Annotated in this window: 14 protein-coding genes; 9 read left to right on the forward strand and 5 right to left on the reverse strand. The window is 68.3% G+C overall.

Features of this window, described 5'->3' with window-relative positions; all coding sequences use genetic code 11:
* Positions 1-23 precede the first annotated feature (23 nt).
* The 4 genes from ACDH77_RS20405 to ACDH77_RS20420 form a co-directional block, all read right to left on the reverse strand.
* Positions 24-2,405 (reverse strand): AAA family ATPase, encoded by a 2,382-nt coding sequence (locus tag ACDH77_RS20405; RefSeq protein ID WP_372353643.1) that lies wholly within the window; start codon positions 2,403-2,405, stop codon positions 24-26.
* Positions 2,406-2,607: 202 nt separating this feature from the next.
* The gene (gene recB, locus ACDH77_RS20410; protein WP_372353644.1) at positions 2,608-6,660 is read right to left on the reverse strand and encodes an exodeoxyribonuclease V subunit beta; all 4,053 of its coding nucleotides are present in this window, start codon (positions 6,658-6,660) and stop codon (positions 2,608-2,610) included.
* On the reverse strand, positions 6,657-10,061 hold the full coding sequence (gene recC, locus ACDH77_RS20415) for an exodeoxyribonuclease V subunit gamma (RefSeq protein WP_372353645.1): 3,405 nt from the start codon (positions 10,059-10,061) through the stop codon (positions 6,657-6,659). The genes recB and recC overlap by 4 nt, the downstream gene beginning before the upstream one ends.
* A 354-nt stretch (positions 10,062-10,415) precedes the next feature.
* Complete coding sequence (locus ACDH77_RS20420) at positions 10,416-15,224, reverse strand: putative Ig domain-containing protein (protein ID WP_372353646.1); 4,809 nt, start codon at positions 15,222-15,224, stop codon at positions 10,416-10,418.
* A gap of 265 nt (positions 15,225-15,489) precedes the next feature.
* On the opposite strand from ACDH77_RS20420, the gene ACDH77_RS20425 reads away from it, so the two are divergent.
* The 4 genes from ACDH77_RS20425 to ACDH77_RS20440 all read left to right on the forward strand — a co-directional run bounded on the left by ACDH77_RS20425 (position 15,490) and on the right by ACDH77_RS20440 (position 17,788).
* Entirely contained in the window at positions 15,490-16,035 is a 546-nt protein-coding gene (locus ACDH77_RS20425; RefSeq protein ID WP_011349183.1) for a phage tail protein, read from the forward strand.
* A 66-nt stretch (positions 16,036-16,101) separates the two neighbouring features.
* On the forward strand, positions 16,102-16,629 hold the full coding sequence (locus ACDH77_RS20430) for a phage tail protein (RefSeq protein WP_008575266.1): 528 nt from the start codon (positions 16,102-16,104) through the stop codon (positions 16,627-16,629).
* Between the two features lie 60 nt (positions 16,630-16,689).
* Positions 16,690-17,226, forward strand: a complete 537-nt coding sequence (locus ACDH77_RS20435) for a phage tail protein (RefSeq protein ID WP_011349185.1) — start codon at positions 16,690-16,692, stop codon at positions 17,224-17,226.
* Between the two features lie 4 nt (positions 17,227-17,230).
* The gene (locus tag ACDH77_RS20440) at positions 17,231-17,788 is read left to right on the forward strand and encodes a GNAT family N-acetyltransferase (RefSeq protein WP_014091557.1); all 558 of its coding nucleotides are present in this window, start codon (positions 17,231-17,233) and stop codon (positions 17,786-17,788) included.
* A gap of 18 nt (positions 17,789-17,806) precedes the next feature.
* Here the strand turns inward: ACDH77_RS20440 and ACDH77_RS20445 are convergent, their stop codons facing one another.
* Positions 17,807-18,094, reverse strand: coding sequence for a DUF6916 family protein (locus tag ACDH77_RS20445; RefSeq protein WP_011257259.1), 288 nt, complete (start codon positions 18,092-18,094; stop codon positions 17,807-17,809).
* A 382-nt stretch (positions 18,095-18,476) separates the two neighbouring features.
* Between ACDH77_RS20445 and ACDH77_RS20450 the strand changes: the two genes are divergently transcribed.
* The 5 genes from ACDH77_RS20450 to ACDH77_RS20470 are packed head-to-tail and all read left to right on the forward strand — an operon-like array spanning position 18,477 to position 21,516.
* A complete protein-coding gene (locus tag ACDH77_RS20450) occupies positions 18,477-19,271 on the forward strand; it encodes an ABC transporter ATP-binding protein (protein WP_008575273.1) in 795 nt (264 codons plus the stop codon).
* Positions 19,271-20,020: an MlaE family lipid ABC transporter permease subunit gene (locus ACDH77_RS20455; protein WP_011349188.1), complete on the forward strand. Its 750-nt coding sequence runs from the start codon at positions 19,271-19,273 to the stop codon at positions 20,018-20,020. The genes ACDH77_RS20450 and ACDH77_RS20455 overlap by 1 nt, the downstream gene beginning before the upstream one ends.
* Positions 20,021-20,031: 11 nt before the next feature.
* Complete coding sequence (gene mlaD, locus ACDH77_RS20460; RefSeq protein ID WP_008575276.1) at positions 20,032-20,577, forward strand: outer membrane lipid asymmetry maintenance protein MlaD; 546 nt, start codon at positions 20,032-20,034, stop codon at positions 20,575-20,577.
* Positions 20,574-21,236 carry a phospholipid-binding protein MlaC gene (locus ACDH77_RS20465; RefSeq protein WP_011349189.1) on the forward strand — a complete coding sequence of 221 codons (663 nt, stop codon included), beginning with the start codon at positions 20,574-20,576 and terminating at the stop codon, positions 21,234-21,236. Before mlaD ends, ACDH77_RS20465 begins: the two co-directional genes overlap by 4 nt.
* Positions 21,226-21,516 carry a lipid asymmetry maintenance protein MlaB gene (locus ACDH77_RS20470; RefSeq protein ID WP_029820564.1) on the forward strand — a complete coding sequence of 97 codons (291 nt, stop codon included), beginning with the start codon at positions 21,226-21,228 and terminating at the stop codon, positions 21,514-21,516. Before ACDH77_RS20465 ends, ACDH77_RS20470 begins: the two co-directional genes overlap by 11 nt.
* Positions 21,517-21,521 lie beyond the last annotated feature (5 nt).

The following is a 21,521-nucleotide window of genomic DNA, read 5'->3' on the forward strand; positions in this document are numbered from 1 at the left end:
AGCGCCGGCACCGACTGGATTGATCAGAACAGCGCACCTTGCACAGGCGCACTGGGCGGCGGTTGTGGAAGCGGCGCTGGCGTGGGTGCTGGAACCGGCGGTGGCTTGTCGTCTTTTGCACCCAACCGCCACGCCAAGCCCGAGATCCGCGCGGCGTGGCGTGCCAGTGCGGCGCGCATGACCGCTTCGCTGCCGGCCAGGTGCAGGGCGCGGCGGGCGCGGGTGATGCCGGTGTAGAGCAGTTCGCGGCTGAGTACGCGGGCGTCGCGGGTGGGCAGTTGCAGCCAGACCTCGTCGAATTCGCTGCCCTGGGCCTTGTGCACGGTCATGGCGAAGGCGCTTTCGTGCGCGGGCAGTGCGGCGGGGTGGAAGCCGCGCACCTGGCCGTCGCCGTCGCCTTCGAACCAGGCGACCAGGGGGCCTTGGGCACGGCGGTCGGTGGCGGGGGCGTCAGGGCGTGCGCTGTCGCCAGCGTGGTCCGGCCTTGACGACGGTGCCGCGTGGCCGCGCGCGGTCACGGCACTTGCGTCGCCCTGCCCGGGGGAAGGGTCCGCGTCGCTGCGCAGGCAGATACCGACATCGCCATTGAACAGGCCGTGGCGATAGCTGTTTTCGGTGATCAGCAGCAGGCGGCCCTGGAACCAGGGCGAGGCGCCGCCCAGACGGCGGGCGCCGGAGCCGGTGTCGGCGAGCAGTTGTTCGATGCGGGCGTTGAGGCCGCGTGCGCCTTGCGGGCCGGCACGCACCGCGGTGAGCAGGCGCAGACGGCCGGCATCGCGCAGGGCGGCGGCGGGGTCCTGGGCGTTGGCCAGCGCGCGCCAGTGCGCGAGCAGCGCGTCGCGGCCGAGTACCAACGGATCTTCGCCGTCTTCGTGGAAGTGCACGCCGGGCAGTTCGCCGCTGCGCAGCAGGGCCAGGGCGGTGTCGGCATCGCCGGCGCGGATGGCGTCGGCCAGTGGCGCCAGTGCGAAATCCTGCGCCTGGCGATAGCCGCGCAGCAAGTGCACGCGGTGGCCGTCCAGGCCGCCGCTGCGGGTGGCGGAGGTGGCCGCAGGCGGACGCTCGACGGGCGCGCTGCCGAGCAGCGATTGCAGTGCCTGGGCGTCTTCGGGCTGCAGGGCATCGCCCGGGCCGGCGGCCTGCAGGATGGCGGCCAGCACGTCGCCGGCTTCCACCGAAGGCAGCTGGTCGGCATCGCCAAGCAGGATCAGCTGGGTGCCATCGGCGACGGCGTCGACCAGTTTGCACATCAGCGGCAGGTCGACCATGGAGGCTTCGTCGACGACGATCAGGTCGAACGGCAGCGGGTTGTCGGCGTTGTGGTGGAAGTGCGGGGAATCCGGGATGACGCCGAGCAGACGATGCAGGGTACTGGCGCCGCTGGGCAGCAGCGCTTCCCAGCTGGGCGGCGCGCCCTGCTCTGAGGCGGCATGCGTCTGCAGTTCCAATCCGGCGCCGGTGGACGGCGACGCGGACGCGGCGGCGTTGGTCGGATGCGTGGACGTGATGAGGCCGGCGCTTGCCGATGGCGCGGGGAGCGAGCCGGCGGCCGGGAGCTTGATGCCGTCGGCGATGGCACGCGCGATGGCGGCGCGCAGGCTTTCGGCCATGCGCTCGGCGGCGCGGCCGGTGGGCGCGGCCAGGGCGATGCGTGGGGCCGGCGTGCTGGATGCCCGTGCCTGGGCGATGCGCAGCAACAGCAGGCGGGCGATGGTGGTGGTCTTGCCGGTGCCCGGGCCGCCGGTGACCAGCAGTAACGCGCGGCGTAGCGCGAGTGCGGCGGCCTGGGCCTGGCGGTCCGGGGGGTGGGATGGCGTGGGGGGGTTTGTTCCCTCTTGGTAGTGGATTGGCGCGGGCAGGCCCGTACCCTCACCCGCCCGTCGGGCACCCTCTCCCGGGGGGAGCGGGGTTGGCTCCGCGGTACGAGGGGGTGGGATCGCGTTCGGGAACAACTGCGCGAACAGCGGCGCCAGCGTGGCGGCGTCGACCGGCGGCAGCGGTTGCGCGGCGATGCGTTGCAGGCCCAAGGCCAGGCGGCGTTCGTACTCGCGGTAGCGGCGCAGGTAGAGCAGGCCGCGTTCGAGGACGAGCGGGCAATCGGCGGCGGCCGGGGCGTCGGGCTGCGGTTGGTCGACCCAGCGCGAGGCAGCCAGGCTGCGTTGCCAGTCGGCGGGGTCCGGGAAGGTGGGCGCCGGGCCATCGCGCGCGTCCAGCAACATGGCGGCGCGGGCGGGGTCCAGGCCGGCGTGGCCGCTGGTGACCGCCAGCGAGGCGAGCGCGGCGCCGGCCAGCACCCGTGGGTCGGTGTCCGGCTCCAGGCGTTGCAGGCTTTGCGCGAAGGCCAGATCCAGGGTGCGCAGGGCGCCGCTCTGGTTGAGGGCAGCGAGCAGGTTTGGATGGGTCATGGCGTCGGCATTCCCTTGGCGCACGCGCGCGCGCGCCCCGTCATGCTCCGCGCACCTGTGCTGGCGTGCGTGGCGCTGGCTTGCTTTGCGGGCGCGCAGCGGCATTGGCGCCCGTGGCTCGCGGGTGGTGCCTGCTCGGCGCGATCACGGAGAGGCTTGGACGCGGTGCGGGTCGGCCATGCCAGTGGCGTGGTGCGCTGCTTCATGGTGTGGGGGTCCCTGCTGCGGACGTACCCTCGCCCCAACCCCTCTCCCGGGGGGAGAAGGGCTCGAGGCCGTTGCGGGACCCTTGCGCTGGCGCGTCATTGGACAGCGCATCTGCGGGCTTGCCGGCGAACAAGGCGTCCACGGCCAGCACCAGCGCCGGTTCGAAGCGCCAGGCGTGGATGCCCGGTGCCGGATCGCCAAGCGGCGCGCGCGCATCGCCGGTGGTGGTGGCGCCGGCGTTCGGAGCGGAATCGGGTCTGTCGCCCGTGGAATCGCGCGCGGTTGCGGACATGCGCTGGCCCGCGATGGAATGGCCAGGGGTTTCGGCAACGGCTTCCGACCCGGCAGCCTCCGCAGGGCGCCCGGCATCCAGGCCGCGACAGAACAGATAGCGCACGCCGCCGAAGTCGCGGGCGTAGTCGTAGGCCTCGCCCAGGCGAAAGCGCAACCAGCGGTGCAGCGCCACGGTGTAGATCAGCGCCTGCAGTTCGTACTCGCTGTGCGCCATGGCCCGCGCCAGGGCGTCGGCGTCGTAGCTGGGCAGGCGGTTGGATTTGTAGTCCAGCACATACCAGCGCCCGTCCACGCTGTAGGTGAGGTCGATCAGGCCGGTCATCAGGCCTTCCAGGCGCTGGCGCGCGCCGAAGGCCTGGCGGTCGCCGACCACGCCGAACCGATGCAGCAGGGCCAGCAACGCATCGACGCGGGTGGGCCGCATGGCGAAATGGAATTCCATTTCGTTGCGGCGCTGCGGTTCGGGCACGTCGGCCAGGCGGGTGCCTTCGGGCAAGGCCACGGTGAGCGTGTGGCCGATCAGCGCGGTGAGCATGTGCAGGCCGTCGTCGAGGTCGTCCTGGGCGTAGCCGCCGCGTTGCAGGGCCTGGAGGATGGGTGCGGCCTGGCCCTCGGGCGCGGGTTGACTGGGCCGCCAGGCCTGCCAGGCGGCGAAGTCGCAACGTTCGAACACATCGTGCATCACCACGCCGAAGCGGTTGCCGGCAAAGCGCGGATCGAACGGTTCGGCGTCGCTGGCAACGGCCACGGCAACCGCCTCGCTGCCGGACGGTTCATCGCTGCCGCCGCTGCCGACGACGGTGGCGCTGGCCATCGGGTCGGTGGCCGCGCCGGCATCGGCGTTGGCCAGTTGGGTGAAGCTATACACCCACCATTCCGGGGCGATGTGCCGTTGCGCGCTGCGCGCGGGCGGCACCTGCGCCTCGATCGGGGCCGGCAGCCGCGGCAAGTGGGCCGGCGGCGTGCTGGTGTCCACCACCACGGTGCCCTCGCCTGCCGCGCCCTGCAGCGCATCGAGCGCACGCAGCATGGCCGACAACGCAGTGCGTTCGTGCTGATGGAACGGGCCGCTGGCGATCCACAGCGCGTGCTCGGCGCGGGTCAGGCCGACATACAGCAGGCGCGCGTCTTCGGCACGTTGTTCCTGTTTCCAGGCGGCTTCGGCGGCGCTCCAGCTCGGGTCGTCGCGCTCTGTCTTCCAGTGCAACTGGCGGCCCACGTCCGGCGCATGCACCACGCAATGACGGCCGGCGCCCTTGTCGTTGCGGCCGATGCCGATATACGGCAGGAACACCAGCGGATATTCCAGGCCCTTGCTCTTGTGCAGGGTGACGATCTGCACGCGGCGCGCGTCCGATTCCAGCCGCAACTGCTGGGCTTCGTCGTTGTCGTCGGCATTGGCGATGCGCCGCGACAGCCAGTCGACCAGGCCATGCGGGCCGAGTGCGCGCGCGTCGGCTTCCTGCAGCAGTTCGGCCAGTTGCAGATAGTTGGTGAGGCGGCGTTCGCCATCAACCAGGGCAAGCAGGCGTTGCCCGTGGGTGGCGCCGAGTTCGCCGATCAGGGCGAGCGGGCCGCCGCGCTGCCAGCGTTCGCGCCAGTCCAGCGCCTGTTGCTGCCAGTGGCGGTGACGCTCGCCGTCGCGTTCAAGTGCGGCGATGGCGATGGCGTCTTCGCCGATCAACACCGTGGCCAAGGCGGCGCGCAGGCGGCTGTCGTCGCCCGGATCGAGCAAGGCCTGCAGCAAGGCGAGCACTTCCAGCGCCTGTTCGGTGGCGAACAGACTTTGCTTGCCGGCGGCCACCGCCGGAATGCCCACCGCGCCGAGCGCCTGCTGGATGCGCGTGGCCTCGCCGTGGCTGCGCACCAGCACGGCGATATCGCCGGCCTGCACCGGGCGGCCGCACACCGTGGCCGTGCCGTCGCGGCCGCCGGCCAACCAGCCGCGGATCGCTGCAACGCAGGCGGCGGTGGCCAGCTCGCGTGCGCGGCCGGCGCTCCAGGGCTTGGGCTTACCTTTCGCAGGCGGCGGCGGTTCCGGCGCGCGCCACAGCGTCAGTGCCGGCGCAGTGACGCCATTGCGTTGCAGGTCTTCATCCACGCGCTTGGTCCCGGCCCGCACCGGGTGGAAGGCGATGCCGTCGGTGAGGAAGGCATCGGCGTAGCCGGCCTGTGCGTACAGCGCGTCGATGGCTGCCAGCACGCCGGGGCGCGAGCGGAAGTTGTGGCTCAGCGGCGGCGCCAGTTCGGCGGTGACGGCCGCGGCCAGATAGGTGCGCACATCGCCGCCACGGAAGCCGTAGATGGCCTGCTTGGGGTCGCCGATCAGAAACAGCGCCGGTTCCAGCCCTGCTGCTCGTGCGAGCCGGCCTTCGCCGAACACGTTGGAAAAGATCGACCACTGGCGGTCGTCGGTGTCCTGGAATTCGTCCACCAGCGCGATGGCGTATTGCGTGCGCAGGCGTTTGACCAAGGCGTCGGCCTGCGCGCCCTGCAATGCGTGCGCCACCCCATCGACCAGGTCGTCGTAGGTCTGCACGCGGCGTTGCCGCTTGAGCAGCGCCAGCCGTGCGATGGCATCGTCGCGCAGCGCGTGCAGCAATGCGATACGGCGACGGCTGCGCCATTCTTCCACGCGCGCCAGCGCAGTGAGATAGCCATCGATCTGGTGGCTCATCGGCGAAGACGGCGTGCGATCGACGAACTTCTTGTTGGTGCCGGCAGCCAGTTCCGCCGCGGTCAACTTGAGCAACTTGGCATGCGGCGCGGTGTTGAGCGCAGGCGCAGCGGCGAAGGTTTCGAACCAGTGCCACAGCGATGCCAGCCACTCGGGTTTGTAGCTGACCTTGCTCAGGATGCCGCCCTCGATGGCCGCCATGATGGCGTCGAAGAATGCGGTGCCGTGCGTCTGGAATGCGGCGGCCAGTGCGTTGGCTGCCGCGTGCGCGGCCTGCAGCAAGGCAGGTGCATCGTCGGTGGTTGTGGCGACTGCCGGCAACAGCGTCGGGTGCCGCACCAGCGCGCGCAGATCGCTGGCCAAGGCCTCGGGGCCGCCCGACCACAGGGCGATGAGATCTTCGGCCATCACCGCATCGGCGGCGCGCTGCCGCCACAGATCGGCCGCCACTTCGCCAAGCAATTGGCGATCGTTGGCGAGCAGTTCCGGCGCGGCGAACGCCTGGCCGCTTTCCAGTGCGTGTTCGCGCAGCACGCGCGCGCAAAAGCCGTGGATGGTGAACACCGCGGCCAGATCGATTTCTTCCACCGCCTGCTGCAGGCGGCGACGCAAGGCGACGGGCGTTTCGCTGCCGCCGCCCAGATGGGTGGCGAGGATGGCACGGGTGAGTAACACGTCGGGCGCTTCATGGAGGAGCGGCCCTGGCTGCGACGGGGCATCGGCGAGGTCGGTCGCGCCCAGGTCCGCTCCTGCAGAAGCCGATGGGGCGTCGGGCGACTGGATTGCGGACGACTCGGTCGCGGCCGAAGCCGCTCCTGCGAGAGGCGATGGCGCCTCGGGAACCAGGCTTGCGGCCAGCACCAGGCGTTCGCGAATGCGGCGGCGCAGCTCCTGCGTGGCCGCTTCGGTGAAGGTCACCGCAAGGATCTGGCCGATGCGCAAGCCGCGCTCGACCACCAGCCGGGTGAACAACGTGGCCAGCGTAAAGGTCTTGCCGGTGCCGGCGCTGGCCTCGATCAGGCGCACGCCGTGCAGCGGCAACTGCAGATACGGGTCGGTGACGGGGCTGACGCTCATTCGCCATCCTCCTGCGCGCCGTGCCAGTGTCGCCAGCTGTCGATCACGCGCTCGGTCTCCAGCGGCGCGCCAGTGTTTCCCTGTTCGAGCAATGCATACACCCGATGGCTGGTGGCGGCGAACTCGGCGAAGCGTTGCGCGTCGGCAAACGGGTCGCGGCCGCGGGTGACCAGGCGCAGTTCCGGGCTGTGCGATTCGCTCCAGCCGAAGCCCGATTGCCACTGCCCGGCCGCCTCCTTGATGGCCTTGTCCAGGTCGCCGCCGCGTGCGGCCTGGTGATATTTCCAGCTGCTGTACGGCGCGAACGCCAGCGGCATCTGTAAGCCCTGGCGATACAGCTGCAGCAGCTCGGCCAACGCGGTGCGCGCCTGTGTCTGCGACAGCGGCTGCGCGTCGATGGGATGCGGGCCCAGGCCGTCGTCGTGTTCGAAGAAACGCACGTACGGCGCGTGCTCACCGGCGGCGCGCAGCAGCAGCCATTCCAGGCCGTGGCGAATGGCGCTACGGCCGCTGAGCGCGCCGACCTGCACGCGCCCCACGCCGCTTGCGTACCAGCCCGGCACACGACCGTGCAGTTCGATCTCGTCAATCTGCACCTGCAGGCGGCGCGACTGGGCCGGGGATTCGCCACGCCACTGCCGGAACGCATCGGCATACGGGCGCAATTGCGCCACGCGCTCGTCGAGCTGGCGCCGCCCCAGCGGGCCGGATGGCAGCAGCGCGCGGGCACGCAGACGCGCGTACAGGTGCTCGGTGTCGCCGGCCAACGCAGCGTCGAATATCTGCTGCTGCAACCCGTATTGATCCAGCCCACGCGTGGGGGCGAGCAACGGCTCCAGATCGGCGTCCTCTCCGGCCGGATCGGGCAGGCGCATGCCCAATCGATGACGCAGGAACTGCCCGGCCGGGTCGGTCAACAGGCGGCGCAGCGCGTCGATGGACATGCTGGCCGGCAAGGCGATCCCTTCGGCCGGCAATGCACCGGCCACCCACGGCGCCAGCGGTTGCCGCTGGCCGACCAGGCTGTCTACCGCCGGCCGCCACTGCCGGCGATAACTGAAACGGCGCGGGTCGGCACCGTCGTCGCCCAGCGCGCCGAACGCGGCAGCGGCGAAGGGTTGCAACGGGTGTCGCACCACTAGCGTGTCGAGCGCGTTGCTGGCGGCGTGGTACTGCGCAGCGCTTGCCAGTAATTCGCTGACCAGCACCGACGGCTCGCGCACGCTGCCATCGCGCGCATCGGCGCCGAGATAGCTCAGATAAAACACGTCCTGCGCGGAAGCGAACAACTGCAGGAACAAAAAGCGGTCGTCCTCGCGCGTGGAGCGGTCGCCGTGCCGGCGACGCTCGGTGCCCAGTTCCGCGGTGAGGCGATTGAGCCCGGCGGCCGGGTCGCGCCGCGGGAAGTCGCCATCGTTCATGCCGAGCAGGCAGATCACGCGGAACGGCAGCAAGCGCATCGGCACCATGCGCCCGAAACTGATGCCGCCGGTAAGCAGCGGCGCGCGCGTATCCGATTCGCCCAGCACCGCCGCAAAATGCGCACGCACTACCTCGGCAGGCACCTTGCCGGCGTACTCGGCGCGTATCGCGTCGCGGGCGAATTGATCGATCAACGCGCGCAAGCGATCCAGCGCGCGTTGCGCGCGCGGCGCAGTCGGCGTGGTCGGAATCAATGCCTCGAGCAGGCCCAGCAGCCGCTCGCGCCACTCGACCGGTGTCATCGCCTCGGCCAGCGCGGCTTGATGCCGTTCGAGCACGCGCAACAACCGCAACAAGGTGTCCAGTGCGGCCAGCGCGCTGCCTTCCAGCTGCGGCCACGGCGCCACCCCATCGATGTCCTCGTCGGCGCCGCTGGCATGGCCGAGCAGCAGCCGGTCCAGCGCGAAACGCCAGGTGTAGGCATCGTCGCCCGGTGCCTGGTGCTGCCGCCGGTGCGCTGCGTCCAGGCCCCAACGCGCGCCGGCCGCGTGCAGCCAGCTGCGCAGGCGTTCCAGCCCGGCTTCGTCCAACCCGGCCGCTTCGGCGATCGGCGCGCTGGCCAGCAGGTCGAGGATCTCATGCAGCCCGAAACGCGCGATCGGCAAACCGAGCAAGGTGAGGAACACCTCGGCCAGCGGCTCGCTCGCCAACGGGCTGGCATCGGCCAGCGCATAGGGCAGCGCGTCGTCGTTGCCATGGCTGCCGAACACCGCATCCAGATACGGCACGTACGGGTCGATATTGGGCGACAGCACCGCGATCTCGCGCGGCTGCAGGGGCGGGTCGAAGCGTGCATCGTCGAGCAGCGCACGCAGTTGGTCGTGCAACACCTGCAACTCGCGCAGCCGCGTGTGGCAGGCATGCACCTGCAGGCTGGGGTCGTGCAGATTCACCGCCGGCAATACCGCGTGCGCCGCAGGCGCGCGGCGATGGAACAGATCGCTCTGCATGCGCCGCAACAGGCTGTCGCCCAACCCGCCAGCGGCCAGCGTGCGGCGGCCGGAATCGAGCGGGTCGGCGTAGGCGGCGATTTCGGCCAGCGGGTGCACCACTTCGTAATCGCCCACCAACGCCATGAAATCGCGCCCGGCTGCGCCCCAGGCCTGCAGCAACGGGTTTTCCTGTACCTGCTCGGCGAACAGTTGCACGGCGCCGTCTTCGCGCCGGCGTTGCCACAAGGTCTGCAGGTCGCCCCAGTAGCCTTGCGTCGGCGTGGGCAGATAGAAGTGCAGCGTGCCCACGCGCGCCTGCGTGGCCAGCACGCGCAGGACGTCCGGCGAGATGTTCAAGATGGCGAACGCGAATACGCGCGGCGGCAGGCCTTGCGGCAACGGGCCGTCGGCACGCGCATGGCGATCCAGATACTGGCCGATGCGCCGGGCGCGGTATTGCCGGCCGGTGGCGATGCTGCGCCACAACCGTGCCTGCGGGTCGTCCGGGTCGGCGCCTGCTTCCCAGCGCAGCAGCCAGTCGCGGCGCCATGCCTGGTATTTCTCGAACACGCTGGCCAGCTCGCCGGCCAGCGCCCATGGCTTGAGCGCATCGCCATCGGACAGGTATCCGGCCAGCGGGGCCAGGGCCGCGTCGCTGCCCAGGTCCGACTGCAGGGCCGCATACAACCGCCACTGCGTGGTGGCCATGTCCAGGTCGTCGTCGGCCGCGCCGAGGTTGCGCTCCAGCGCGCGCGCGACGAATTCGCCGGGCGTGAGAAATTCCAGATTCGCCGCAACACCGTGCTCGGCCGCAAGCGTGGACTGCAACCAGCGCCGCATCGCCACCTGCGGAATCAGCACCACCTCCGGCTGCAGCAACGGCTGCCCCGGCATCGGCCGGCGCAACTCCTGCGCGAGCAAGGCGGCCAGGGTATCCAGCGCATTGGATGGATAAAGACGGAAATCGGGCGCGGAAGTGGCGTGCATGCGTGGCGCATTGTGCCGGATGCGCGCGTGAGGCGTTGTTGGCCGCCGTGTCGGCGGCCAGGTCGCCGCGCTGGGACGCAAGGCCGCACGGCACCGTGCAACAGCGCTGCGCGGGAGATGCCGATCGACGGCGCGCCGCACACCGTGCGTCACCCACTGCCATCAGGCTCAACACCACATTCGACGTACTGCGGTCGTTACGTGCAACCTTCGAGGCGCCCAACGCAGCCATTCACTGCGTCCGCGAGCGTCATCGCAACCACGCGCGCAACACGCCGCCGACATCACAAACGTGATGGGCCGGGGCGTTCGCCCGGCCCATCGCGTTGCATGACCGCGTGGCTTACAACCCGATCAGTATTTCTTTTCCAGATTGATCATCCAGGTCTGATCGTTGTTGCTGTCGCCGTCGGTGATGCCGCGGTATTCCAGCCGCGTCGACAGGCCTTGTTCGGTCAACAGCGCTGCACCGATGCCCATCATCAGGCGGTTGCGGTCGAACGCGCTCTGCGCCGTGCGATAGAACGGGCCACCGGTAAGGTCGGCGTAGCTCAGGATCGCATCGCCACGGCCCTGGAAGTCGCGCTGGTACTCCACGCGCAACTGCGGGGTCAGCCGTCCCCAGGCAACCTCGCGACGCCATTCCAGACGCAGGCCGAGATTGCCGGTGGTGGTGGCCACATCCATGTCGGCATAGCGCAGCGCGAACGGGGCCACGCCTGCTTCCACATAGCCGTCCAAGGTGGCGCGTGCCACATCCACCCGCGCGTACGGGGTGATCTGCAGCGTGCCGCGTTGCAGGTCGGCACCGGTGGACAGCGAGGCGATCCACTGCGTGCCGTCGCGGTTGCCCTCGGCCAGCGAACTGTCATCGGTGACGAAGCGGCGCAGGTCGTAAGACAGCAGCTGGTAGCCGACCAAGGTGTCGAAGAAGAACGCCTTGCCCGGATGGAAGCTGGCGTACAACGCCATCGTGTAGGCAGTGGCCTTGCTGTGGCTGCCGTTGTTGCCCACGTCGCTGTCGTCGCGGCCCCAACCCAGGCCCGCGCCGATCGCCAGCGACGAGGCAACCCGGTAGTCGGCACCCACGCTCAACCCATCGGTCTGGAAATCCACGCCGTTGCTGTTGGTCTGGCGGTTCAGGCTGCCCGAGCGGATAGCGCCGCCCACCCACAGGCCCAGGTCACCCTGCGTCTGCGCGCTGCTGCCGGTGGTGCCGGTCGCCGCGGGCGCATCGCGGAAGTCGTTGTCGACGTCCTGCGTGTCCGGGCTGCAGGGCTGCGCACTGATGCCGCGCTCGGCCTGGCGGCAATGCGAGGTCGGCTGGAAGCTCACTGCGTTGGTGAAGCTGCCGCCGCCGCGATGGGTGGCCTCCAGACGGCGCTGGAAGTTGTCGATCTGCGCCCGCGCAAAACGCCGCGTGGACTCGGACTGCGCATCGATCAGGCCACGCACTTCCGCATCCACGCTCGGGTCGCGCCGTGGCGCGATGTTGAACACCACACTGGCCGGGGCCGAGGTGGCGAATGCGTTGGACAAGGTGAACTGCACCGTGGCCTGGCCGACGAAGGCCGGGTTGGGTGTAAAGGTCAGGGTAAAGGTCGGCGTCTCGGCCATTGCAGCGGCCGCCGGCGACAGACCGGAGGCACGCGCCGCCGCCGCACTGGCGGTGCCGCCCACGCGGGTGATGGTGGCGGTGCCGGCCGAGGCCGGCAACACCGCAACCACCGCAGCCGCCACGAACGGCCCGCCGGTAGCGTTACGGGTGATGTCCACCTGTTGCGCTTCGCCCGGCACTGCCGCCGCAGTCACCGACACCGCCACCGGCCGCACGTTGACCGTGATGGTCAGCGTCACCGCTGCCGAGGTGCCGCCTGCGCCGCTGGCGGTATAGCTCAGCACGTCGGTGCCGGCAAAGCCGGCGTTCGGCGTATAGACCACTTCCAGCCCGTTGACCACGGCCGTGCCGTTGGTGGGCGCGCTGGCAATGGCGATCGCGGTGATGCTGCCGGTGTCGTTGGCGGTGACCGCTGCGGTCACGGCGGTGTCGGTCATGGTGGCGGCAACATCGGCCACCGCCACCGGCGCCGCATCGTTCACCGTGAAGGTGTAGGCCTGCGTGGCGCTGGCATTGCCCGCATCGGCCACCGCAATGGTGAACGACGTGGTGCCCTGTACCGTTGGCGTGCCCGACAGCGTGCCGTCGCTGGCCAGCGTCAATCCGGCCGGCAACGTGCCGCTGGCAATGCTGTAGCGGTACGGCGCAACGCCGCCGCTGGCGGTGAGCACCTGGTTGTAGGCGGTGCCACGCACGGCCGGCGGCAAGGTGGGCTGCCCCGGCACCAGCGTTGCGGCGTTGATGGTCAGCGAGTAGCTCCGGCTGGCCTGCGCGGCGGGGCTGGGCGTGCTGTCGGTGACCGTCAGGGTGAAGGTGAAGGTCCCCGACACCGTCGGCGTTCCGCTGAGGCCGCCGGTGGCAGCGTCCAGTCCCACGCCACCCGGCAGCGCGCCGGCAGTGACTGCATAGCTGTACGGCGCGGTGCCGCCGGTGGCCGGCGTGACCGCAGCCGCATAGGCCTGCCCGGCCGTCCCTGCCGGCAAGGTCGACGCCGGCAACACCAGGTTCGGGCCAGCCACGGTCAGGCTGTATGCCTGCGTGCCGGTGAAGCTGTTGGCGTCGGTGGCCTGTACGGTGAAGTTGAACGTACCCTCCAGCGTGGCCGTGCCCGACAAGGTGCCGTTGCTGGCCAAGGTGATCCCGGCCGGCAATGCACCGCTCGTGATCGCGTAGGTGTAGGCCGCCGTGCCGCCGCTGGCGGTCAGCGTCTGGCTGTAGGCGGTGCCACGTGTTGCGGTGGGAACCGTGGACGGCGCCACTGCAATCGTCGGCGCGGCGATGTTCAACGTGTATCCGCGCGTGCCCTGCGAAGGCGTGCCGCTGGTACTGTCGGTCGCAGTGACGGTGAAGCTGAAGCTGCCCACGCTGGTGGTGGTGCCGCTCAATGCGCCGCTACCGCTATTGAGCGTGATGCCGGCGGGCAACGCGCCGGCGGTGAGCGCGTAGCTGTAGGGCGCAATGCCGCCGGCGGCCGGAGTGATCGCACTCGAATAGGCCTGGCCCGCGGTGCCGGCCGGCAAGGTGGTGGCCGGCAAGATCACGTTGGCGCCGGCCACGGTCAGGGTATAGGCGCGGCTGCCGCTGGTCGGTGCCCCGCTGTCGGTTGCGGTGACGGTGAAGTTGAAGCTGCCGCTGGCAGTCGGCGTACCGGACAGCACCCCGGCGGCGTTCAGGGTCATTCCGGCCGGCAACGTACCGGCACTGATCACGAAGCTGTAGCCGGGGGTGCCACCGCTGGCGCTCAGCGTCTGGCTGTACGCGCTGCCTGCGGTTGCTGCGGGCAGCGACGCCGGCGAGATCGTCACCACCGCATCATCGTTGAGGATAGTGCCGGTGCCGGTGGCGCGGGCGATGGTCGCATTGCTGGCGCCGGACAGGCCAACGCTGAAGGTTTCGTTGGGCTCGACCGCGGTGTCGCCATTGACGGTGACGGCCACGCCTTGCGCGGTCACGCCCGGCGCGAAGCTCAGCGTGCCGGAGCGCGCGACATAGTCGCTGCCGGCGGTGGCGGTCCCGTCGGCGGTGGCGTAGTTGACCGTGACGGTCTGGCCGCTGGCAGCGCTCAGGCTCACCGTGAAGGTGGCCGTGGTGGTGCCGCTGTTGCCTTCGTTGACGCTCACATCGTCGATCGACAAGGCCGGCTGCGCATCGTCGTTGACGATCGTGCCCAGGCCCTGCCCGTCACTCACGCTGGCGCCGGTGACGTTGCTGAGGTTGACGAAGAACGTTTCGTTCGGCTCGGCCAGCGTGTCGCCGGTGACCAGCACGGTGAAGGTGGCGCTGCTGCTGCCGGCCGGGATGGTCTGCCCGATCAGACTGGAGGCGACATAGTCCACACCCGCAGTGGCGGTGCCATCGGCCGTGGCGATATCGAAGCTGACGCCGCCGGCGCCGGCCGGCGCGCTCAACGACACGGTGAAGGTGGCATTGGTGGTGCCGGCATTGCCTTCGTTGACCGAAACATCGTTGATCGACAGCGCCGGCTGGTCGTCGTTGAGGATGGTGCCGGTGGCGCTGTTCGGCGAACCGACCGTGTAGCCGCTGCCGGTGTTGAGGCTGATCACCACGGTTTCGTCGGGCTCGACCGTGCTGTCGGCGGTCGGATTGATGGTGATGGTGCCGGTGGTCTGGCCGGCGGCGATCACCAGCGGCGAACTGACGGCCGCATAGTCGGTGCCCGAGGTCGCGGTGCCGCTCACGCCAAAGCCGATGGACAGCGCGGTGGGCGACGGTTGGTTCAGGGTGACCGTGTAGAGGAGATTGGTGGCGCCGTCCTCGGACACGCTGGCCGGGGAGACGGCGATGCTCGCGGAAGGGAAGTCGTCGTTGACGATGGTGGCGGTGGCGCTGGACGGGCTGCCGGTGGAATAGCCGGTGCCATTGGCGACACTGAAGATCACCGTTTCGTCGGTTTCCACCGCGGTGTCGGCGATCGGGGTAACGCTGAAGCTGGCCGAGGCGGTATTGGCCGGCACCACCACGCTGGTCACAGCGCCGGAGTAGTCCGTGCCGCTGGTCGCGGTGCCGCTGCGGGTCAGGTTGACCGTGGTCGCCGAGGTATTGGTCTGGCTCAGCGTCACCGTGTAGACCAAGGAGGTACCGCTGTCCTCGTTGGCGGCGGACGGGCTAACCGCGATGCTGGCGGTCCGCGAGGGGGTAATCGTGATATTGACTGTGATGGTATCGCCAGCGCCGTCTTCCAGCGGAAACGTGTCACTGGTGGCGCTGTCGCCATTATGCGTGTATGTGACGATCTGCGTTCCCTGTGCTCCGCTTGGATTAGGAACGGTCAGAGTGCCGTGGGGAGGCTGCACTCCGTCCCAGCCAACGCCGATGTCGTCTACGCCAGTGCCGTCGCAGGTGGTGACGTCGATCTGCACCGAGCCACCCTGAACTACAGTGGCGTTCAACGTCGGACAATATTGCGACGCCGCTGCTGCGGCCTTGCCGGAATACAGCGTACTCAACAGCAGCAGCGCGAACACCAGCGGCCAACGCAAAACGACGCGCACGCCTGCAGCCATATTGGTGCAATTCGTAGACATATTCCATTTCCCCGGAAAATCACGCCACCCGCTGGCGCCGGCAACGCTCCTGGTGCCTCAGACAGCATGGTTATAGGCCTTGAAAGGCATATTCCCCACCATGCTGCGCTAGCATTTGAACAGTAAATTTACGTATTCGTAAAGCACCAAATACGTCGCCCCTGTCCGATTCAGCATTATCAATGCTTGCATTGCGCAGAAGACGTGATTAAGTAGAGCAGCGCCAGGCGCGATGTCGGCGTCAAACACCCTAGGGGAGATCCGCATGAGCGAGTTCTTCATCGGTCAGATCATGCTGACCGGTTTCGCGTTTGCGCCGAAGTATTTTGCGCAATGCAACGGACAATTGCTGCCGATCAATCAAAACCAGGCCCTGTTCAGTCTGCTCAGCACGCGGTTCGGCGGCGACGGCAAGACCAATTTCGCGCTGCCGGACATGCGCGGCCGCACGCCGATGGGCTATGGGCCGTCGGCGGATCCGGCATGGCAGCCGACGGCGATGCCAATGGGTCAGGCCGCTGGTGCGGAGACGGTGACGCTGGTGGAAAACCAGTTGCCTGCACACCTCCATCTGATGGAATGCGCCAGCGCCGCCGGCAATAACCGCAACCCAACCGGGCGCCTATTCGCCAACAATGGCGCCACGTCGGGAACGGCGACACCGCTGTACGCCGCGCCGGGGAGCGTGGTCCCGCTCTCGCAAGCCACGGTAGGCGCAGAGGGCGGCGGCCAGGCGCATCCGAACGTGCAGCCATACACCACGATCAATTTCTGCATCGCGCTGTCCGGCATCTTCCCTTCGCGCAGCTAGGCGCATCCGCACTCGGGTGCGCAGCGCACTGGTGCGCGGATCACCTCATCGACCAGGAAGAATCTCATGGGTACTCCCTTCATCGGCGAAATCCGCCTGTTCGGCTTTGGCCGCACTCCTCAGGGCTGGCAAGCGTGCGATGGCTCATTGCTGCAGATCTCCGAATACGAGCCGTTATATGTCCTGCTCGGCACCGCCTACGGTGGAAATGGCACCAGCACCTTTGCAGTGCCTGACCTGCGCGGCCGCGTGCCGGTCCACCAGGGCCAGGGGCCGGGACTGAGCAACTACGTGCTTGCCCAGCGTGCCGGTACCGAGACGGTGACGTTGACCGATCTGCAGATGCCGGCGCATACGCACGTCGCGCAAGCTACCACCGCGGGGGCGACAGCGACGGCACCCTCGGGCCTGTTGCCTGCAGCGGTGAGCGGCGACACTTTCTATCTCACCACCACCGGCGGCGCCACGGCGCAAGCGATGTCGGGGCAGAGCACCTCATTCGCCGGTGGTAACCAGCCGCACGACAACGTCATGCCCACACTGACGGTGCAGTACTGCATTGCCACCACCGGCATCTTTCCGCAGCAAGCCTGATCCCATGCGCCGCGTCGACGTGGCTGCGGCACGCATCCGCTCCATCGGAGGAATCCGCTCATGACCGAACCCTATCTCGGCGAAATCCAGTTGTTCGGCTTCGACTACAACCCTTACGGCTGGGCCCTGTGCAATGGTGCCGTCCTGCCGATCACGCAGAACAGCGCGCTGTATTCGCTGCTCGGCATCGCCTACGGCGGCAATGGCTCCAGTACGTTTCAGCTGCCGAACTTCACCGCGCGCGCTGGCTGTCAGCAGGGCCCGGGCCCTGGCCTGACCCCGCACACGCTGGGCAGCAATTTTGGTTCCGCAGGGGTGAATCTGTCGGGCTCGGAGATGCCGATGCACCAGCACGGCGTCAACTCGTTCTCCTTAGCGGACCAGACGAAGAAGAGCGGTGCGCCCGTCGGCGGCGCCGCGCTGTCGTCGCCAGGTAGCAGCAGCGCACGTCCATATAACGCAATTGCGCCCGACAAGCAGTTCTCTCCCGTTATGTTGATTCCCACCGGCAACGGCCAGGCCCACGAGAACCGGCAGCCGTATCTGGCGGTAAACTTCTGCATCGCGCTGTCCGGCGACTACCCTGTCTTCAGTTGATGTCATGACACGCCCGCTTTCCGGCGAGGTCGTGAAGGCATCCGGCGGCGCAAGCCAGACCACGTTGCCGGGTGCGCACGCCATTGCATTGCGCGAAGAGCAGGATGCGGATCTGCCCTGGTTGCAGGATCTGTACGCCAGCACGCGTCGCGAGGAGCTGGCACCGGTGCCTTGGCCGGAAGCGACCAAGCGCGCCTTCCTGCAGCAGCAGTTCGCCCTGCAGCGCGCGCATTACCGGCAGCAGTTTGCCGATGCGGACTTTCTGATCGTGCAGACCAAAGCTCTAGCGATCGGCCGGCTGTATCTGCACCGCGGCGCCGCACACCACACGCTGGTCGATATCAGCCTGCTGCCGGACTGGCATGGCAAGGGCATCGGCACGCAGTTGATTGCACATGCGCAGGCGTGCGCCCGCGATGCGGGATGTGCTTTGTCATTGCATGTGCTGCACGCCAACCCCGCCGCGCAACGCCTGTATGCCCGCCTCGGATTCGTTGCAGGCGACAGCACCCAGACCCATCTGCAGATGCACTGGCATCGGCACGATCACCTGCTCAGTTGAACGTGCAGCTGGCCGTATTCAATTGAATACGGCCTGATACAAGAACCCGTCGCGCTCGCGCGCCACCGGCACCAGGAAGATACCGATCTCGCCGAGCCGCGCATGCCGCATCTGATAGGTCTGCTGCGGAAACAAAAAGGCCGAACCATTCCGAAACAGCAGCGAGAACGGCGCACGTTGCGAATTGCGCGCGTGCTGCAAGGGCCGCGCCTCCACCAGCACGAACGGCACCTCGCCCTCATTCAAAGCGGCGGCAAAGGTCTCGTTGACGCTGCCGGCAAAGTGTTCAAGCGTCAGCAACTCCATGGAAGATTCCTGCAGCGACGAAGTAGCGTGGATCGTCACGTTTTGTGGCCGGTTCGACAAGATGCCGCTGCCGACAACGCGACATGCTAGGCAGATCGTTGCGCAACTGCGACAGGCAAGACGACCAGGGGCACCTGCCAGTCTCAAGGTACACACTGCGTGCTGTGGCAACCTCGCTTACGTCCCTACCGCAGCGTACGTTTGCCGATCACGCCCGTATGCGTGGGCCTGGTTGCGTTGCAGGACACGCTGTTACGCAGACAGCGACACGCAACCCGCACATCGCCCTTCGGTGAATGCGACAATACTGCACGCGCCAGTCTGGTTATGTTCAGCGGTGCACGGGCTACTCTATCGCGTTGTAATTTTGTTAAAGGCACCGATGACGGCTTCCACTTCCCCTGTCGTGCAGTTGTCCGGTGTCCGCATCGATCGCGGCGGGCGCACGATCCTGCGCGATGTGTCGCTGGAGGTGCCACGCGGCAGCATCACGGCCGTGCTCGGTCCGTCCGGTAGCGGCAAATCCACCATGCTGGCGGCGCTGACCGGCGAGCTGCGCCCGGTCGCAGGCACGGTCACGTTGTTCGGCAATCCCATTCCCACCGGCAGCCGCGCGTTGCTGGAGATGCGTCGCAACGTCGGCGTGCTGCTGCAGGGCAATGGCCTGCTCACCGACCTCAGCGTGGCCGAGAACGTCGCACTGCCGCTGCGCACCCACACGCGGTTGCCGGCAGCGGTGCTGCAGCGCCTGGTGCAGATGAAGTTGCATGCAGTGGGCCTGCTGGCCGCAGCCGATGCCTGGCCGCGCGAGTTGTCCGGCGGCATGGCACGGCGCGTGGCACTGGCGCGCGCGCTGGCGCTGGACCCGCCGCTGATGATCTACGACGAGCCGCTGACCGGACTGGACCCGATCGCCTCGGGCGTGATCATGAGCCTGATCCAGCGCCTCAACGACAGCCTGGGGCTGACCAGCATCATCGTCAGCCACCATGTGCACGAGACGCTGCCGATCTGCGACCAGGCGGTGGTGATCGCCAATGGCGGCATCGTGTTCGCCGGCACGCCGGCGCAGCTGCAGGACAGTACCGACCCGCTAGTGCAGCAATTCCTGCACGGCCAGCCGGACGGCCCGATCGCCTTCGATGCCGCCCCGCGCCGCGACCGGAGTGCTGCCTGATGGCCTTCGCCGATTCCATTCGCGCCTTCGGCCGCGCCGGGCTGTTTTCGCTGACGGTGCTGCGCGGCTCGCTGCCCACGCGCGATTTCATTGCCGAACTGGTCCGCGAGATCTACAAGGTCGGCGCGCGCTCGCTGCCGATCATTGCGGTGGGCGGCGCCTTCGTCGGCCTGGTGCTGACCTTGCAGGGCTACCGCACGCTCACCACCTACGGTGCGTCCGATGCGTTGTCCACCTTGTTGGGCCTGTCGCTGTATCGCGAACTGGCGCCGGTGCTGACCGCCTTGTTGTTCATTGGCCGCGCCGGCAGTTCGATCGCCGCCGAGCTCGGCCTGATGCGCGCCACCGACCAGATCAAGGCGCTGGAGCTGATGGCCATCGACCCGGTGGCCAAGGCCGTGGCGCCACGCTTCTGGGCGGCGGTGCTGACGGTGCCGTTGCTCACCGGCGTGTTCTGCTCGCTGGCCATCACCGGTGGCTATTTCGAAGCGGTGCATGTGCTGGGGATCGACAACGGCACGTTCTGGTCCGGGCTGAGCAATAGCGTGGACGTCTGGGACGACTTCGGCGTGGCGATGCTCAAGTCGGCGATTTTCGGCGGCACCGCTGCACTGGTTGCCGCCTACGTGGGCTTCCATGCCGAACCGACCATCGAAGGCACCTCGGTCGCCACCACCCGCGCGGTGGTGAATGCCTCTTTGCTGGTGCTGATGTTCAACTTCGTCCTTTCTGCAATGTTGTTTAGGTGAGTGGAATAACTATGGCCATGCGTGGACCACGACTCGAATTCGCCGTCGGCGCCTTTTTGCTGCTGACCCTGGCCTCGCTGCTGGTGCTGGCGGTGGCCTCGACCAACCAGCGCTGGGGCTTTGGCTCCAGCCAGTACACGCTGACCGCCCGCTTCAGCCAGATCGGCCAGCTGCGCGCGCAGGCACCGGTAAAGATCGGCGGGGTGACCATCGGCAAGGTGTCCAACATCAGCCTGGACCCGACCAAGTTCGATTCGATCGTGACCCTGTCGCTGGATACCAAATACAAGGACCTGCCGGCCGACACCTCGGCCGGCATCTTCACCAGCGGCTTGCTGGGCGAGAGTTATATCGGGCTGCAGCCGGGCGGCGACCCGGACACCCTCAAGCCGGGCGACGAAATCGGCTTCACCCAGCCGGCGGTGGATCTGCTGCAGCTGGTCGGCAAATACATGTTCAGTGGTGGCGGTGGCGGCAGCAATGCCCCGGCCGCCGCCAACGGCCAGGCGCCTGCGCCTGCCCAAACCGCTCCTCCCTCTACGGAACCACACCAATGAAGACCACTGTGCTTTCTGCCGTCCTGGCCTCGACCCTGCTGGTGTGCGCACCGGCCACCGTGCTGGCGCAGCCGGCCGCTGCCAGCGCACCTGCGCAGGGCGCGGCGACCAAGACCGTCATCGACAGCAGCACCCGCATCCTGAGCACGCTGGACCAGCGCCGTGCCGAGTTCCGCAGCAATCCGGCGGCGCTGCGTCAGTTCATCAATGGCGAATTGAACAAGGCCTTCGACCGCGACTACTCGGCCCGCCTGGTGCTGGGCGTGCATGGCCGTGGCGCCTCCGATGCCGACGTCAAGCTGTTTGCCGATGCGCTGGCCGACAACCTGATGCAGCGGTATGGCACCGCGCTGCTGAATTTCGAAGGCAAGCCGACCTTCCGCGCCAAGTCCGAGAGCGCGCTGCCGGGCAACCGCGGCGTCAAGGTCTCCACCGACCTGCTGCGTGCCGGCAACGACCCGACCCCGGTCGACTACCTGATGCGCAATACCGGCGGCCAGTGGAAGATCTTCGACGTGATGATCGAAGGCATTTCCTACGTGCAGACCTTCAAGACCCAGTTCGACGGCCCGCTGCGCGAGAAGGGCATCGCCAAGGTGGCCGCCGAGCTGCGTAGCGGCAACCTGCAGGTCGGTACGGCACCGGCCAATGGCAACTGATACCGTGCAACGCTCGGGCGACACGCTGGTCATCACCGGCGTGCTCGACCGTGCGGCGGTCACCGCGGCCTGGCCGCAGGCGATCGCACAGCTGGATGGCGCGCGCACGCTGGACCTGTCGGGTGTACAACGCCTGGACAGTGCCGGCGTGGCGATGCTGGCCGAACTGGCTGCCCGGTTACGCCAAGCCGGCAGCGGCGCGGTGGTGGGCGAGGCGTCCGGTCTGGACGAATTGCGCGCCGCCTACCGGTTGTCCCCCACTCTCGATTTTCAGGCCTGAGCGCC

This window comes from Xanthomonas axonopodis pv. maculifoliigardeniae (assembly GCF_041519315.1).
GTDB classification, from domain to species: Bacteria; Pseudomonadota; Gammaproteobacteria; order Xanthomonadales; family Xanthomonadaceae; genus Xanthomonas; species Xanthomonas euvesicatoria.

Excerpts from the sequence above, each read along its gene's own strand:
- ACDH77_RS20455 (WP_011349188.1), top strand. The coding sequence starts at position 19,271 with ATGGCCTTCGCCGATTCCATTCGCGCCTTCGGCCGCGCCGGGCTGTTT.
- recC (WP_372353645.1), bottom strand. The coding sequence starts at position 10,061 with ATGCACGCCACTTCCGCGCCCGATTTCCGTCTTTATCCATCCAATGCG.
- mlaD (WP_008575276.1), top strand. The coding sequence starts at position 20,032 with ATGGCCATGCGTGGACCACGACTCGAATTCGCCGTCGGCGCCTTTTTG.
- ACDH77_RS20450 (WP_008575273.1), top strand. The coding sequence starts at position 18,477 with ATGACGGCTTCCACTTCCCCTGTCGTGCAGTTGTCCGGTGTCCGCATC.
- ACDH77_RS20440 (WP_014091557.1), top strand. The coding sequence starts at position 17,231 with ATGACACGCCCGCTTTCCGGCGAGGTCGTGAAGGCATCCGGCGGCGCA.
- ACDH77_RS20445 (WP_011257259.1), bottom strand. The coding sequence starts at position 18,094 with ATGGAGTTGCTGACGCTTGAACACTTTGCCGGCAGCGTCAACGAGACC.
- ACDH77_RS20420 (WP_372353646.1), bottom strand. The coding sequence starts at position 15,224 with ATGTCTACGAATTGCACCAATATGGCTGCAGGCGTGCGCGTCGTTTTG.
- ACDH77_RS20405 (WP_372353643.1), bottom strand. The coding sequence starts at position 2,405 with ATGACCCATCCAAACCTGCTCGCTGCCCTCAACCAGAGCGGCGCCCTG.
- ACDH77_RS20425 (WP_011349183.1), top strand. The coding sequence starts at position 15,490 with ATGAGCGAGTTCTTCATCGGTCAGATCATGCTGACCGGTTTCGCGTTT.
- ACDH77_RS20435 (WP_011349185.1), top strand. The coding sequence starts at position 16,690 with ATGACCGAACCCTATCTCGGCGAAATCCAGTTGTTCGGCTTCGACTAC.
- ACDH77_RS20470 (WP_029820564.1), top strand. The coding sequence starts at position 21,226 with ATGGCAACTGATACCGTGCAACGCTCGGGCGACACGCTGGTCATCACC.
- recB (WP_372353644.1), bottom strand. The coding sequence starts at position 6,660 with ATGAGCGTCAGCCCCGTCACCGACCCGTATCTGCAGTTGCCGCTGCAC.
- ACDH77_RS20465 (WP_011349189.1), top strand. The coding sequence starts at position 20,574 with ATGAAGACCACTGTGCTTTCTGCCGTCCTGGCCTCGACCCTGCTGGTG.
- ACDH77_RS20430 (WP_008575266.1), top strand. The coding sequence starts at position 16,102 with ATGGGTACTCCCTTCATCGGCGAAATCCGCCTGTTCGGCTTTGGCCGC.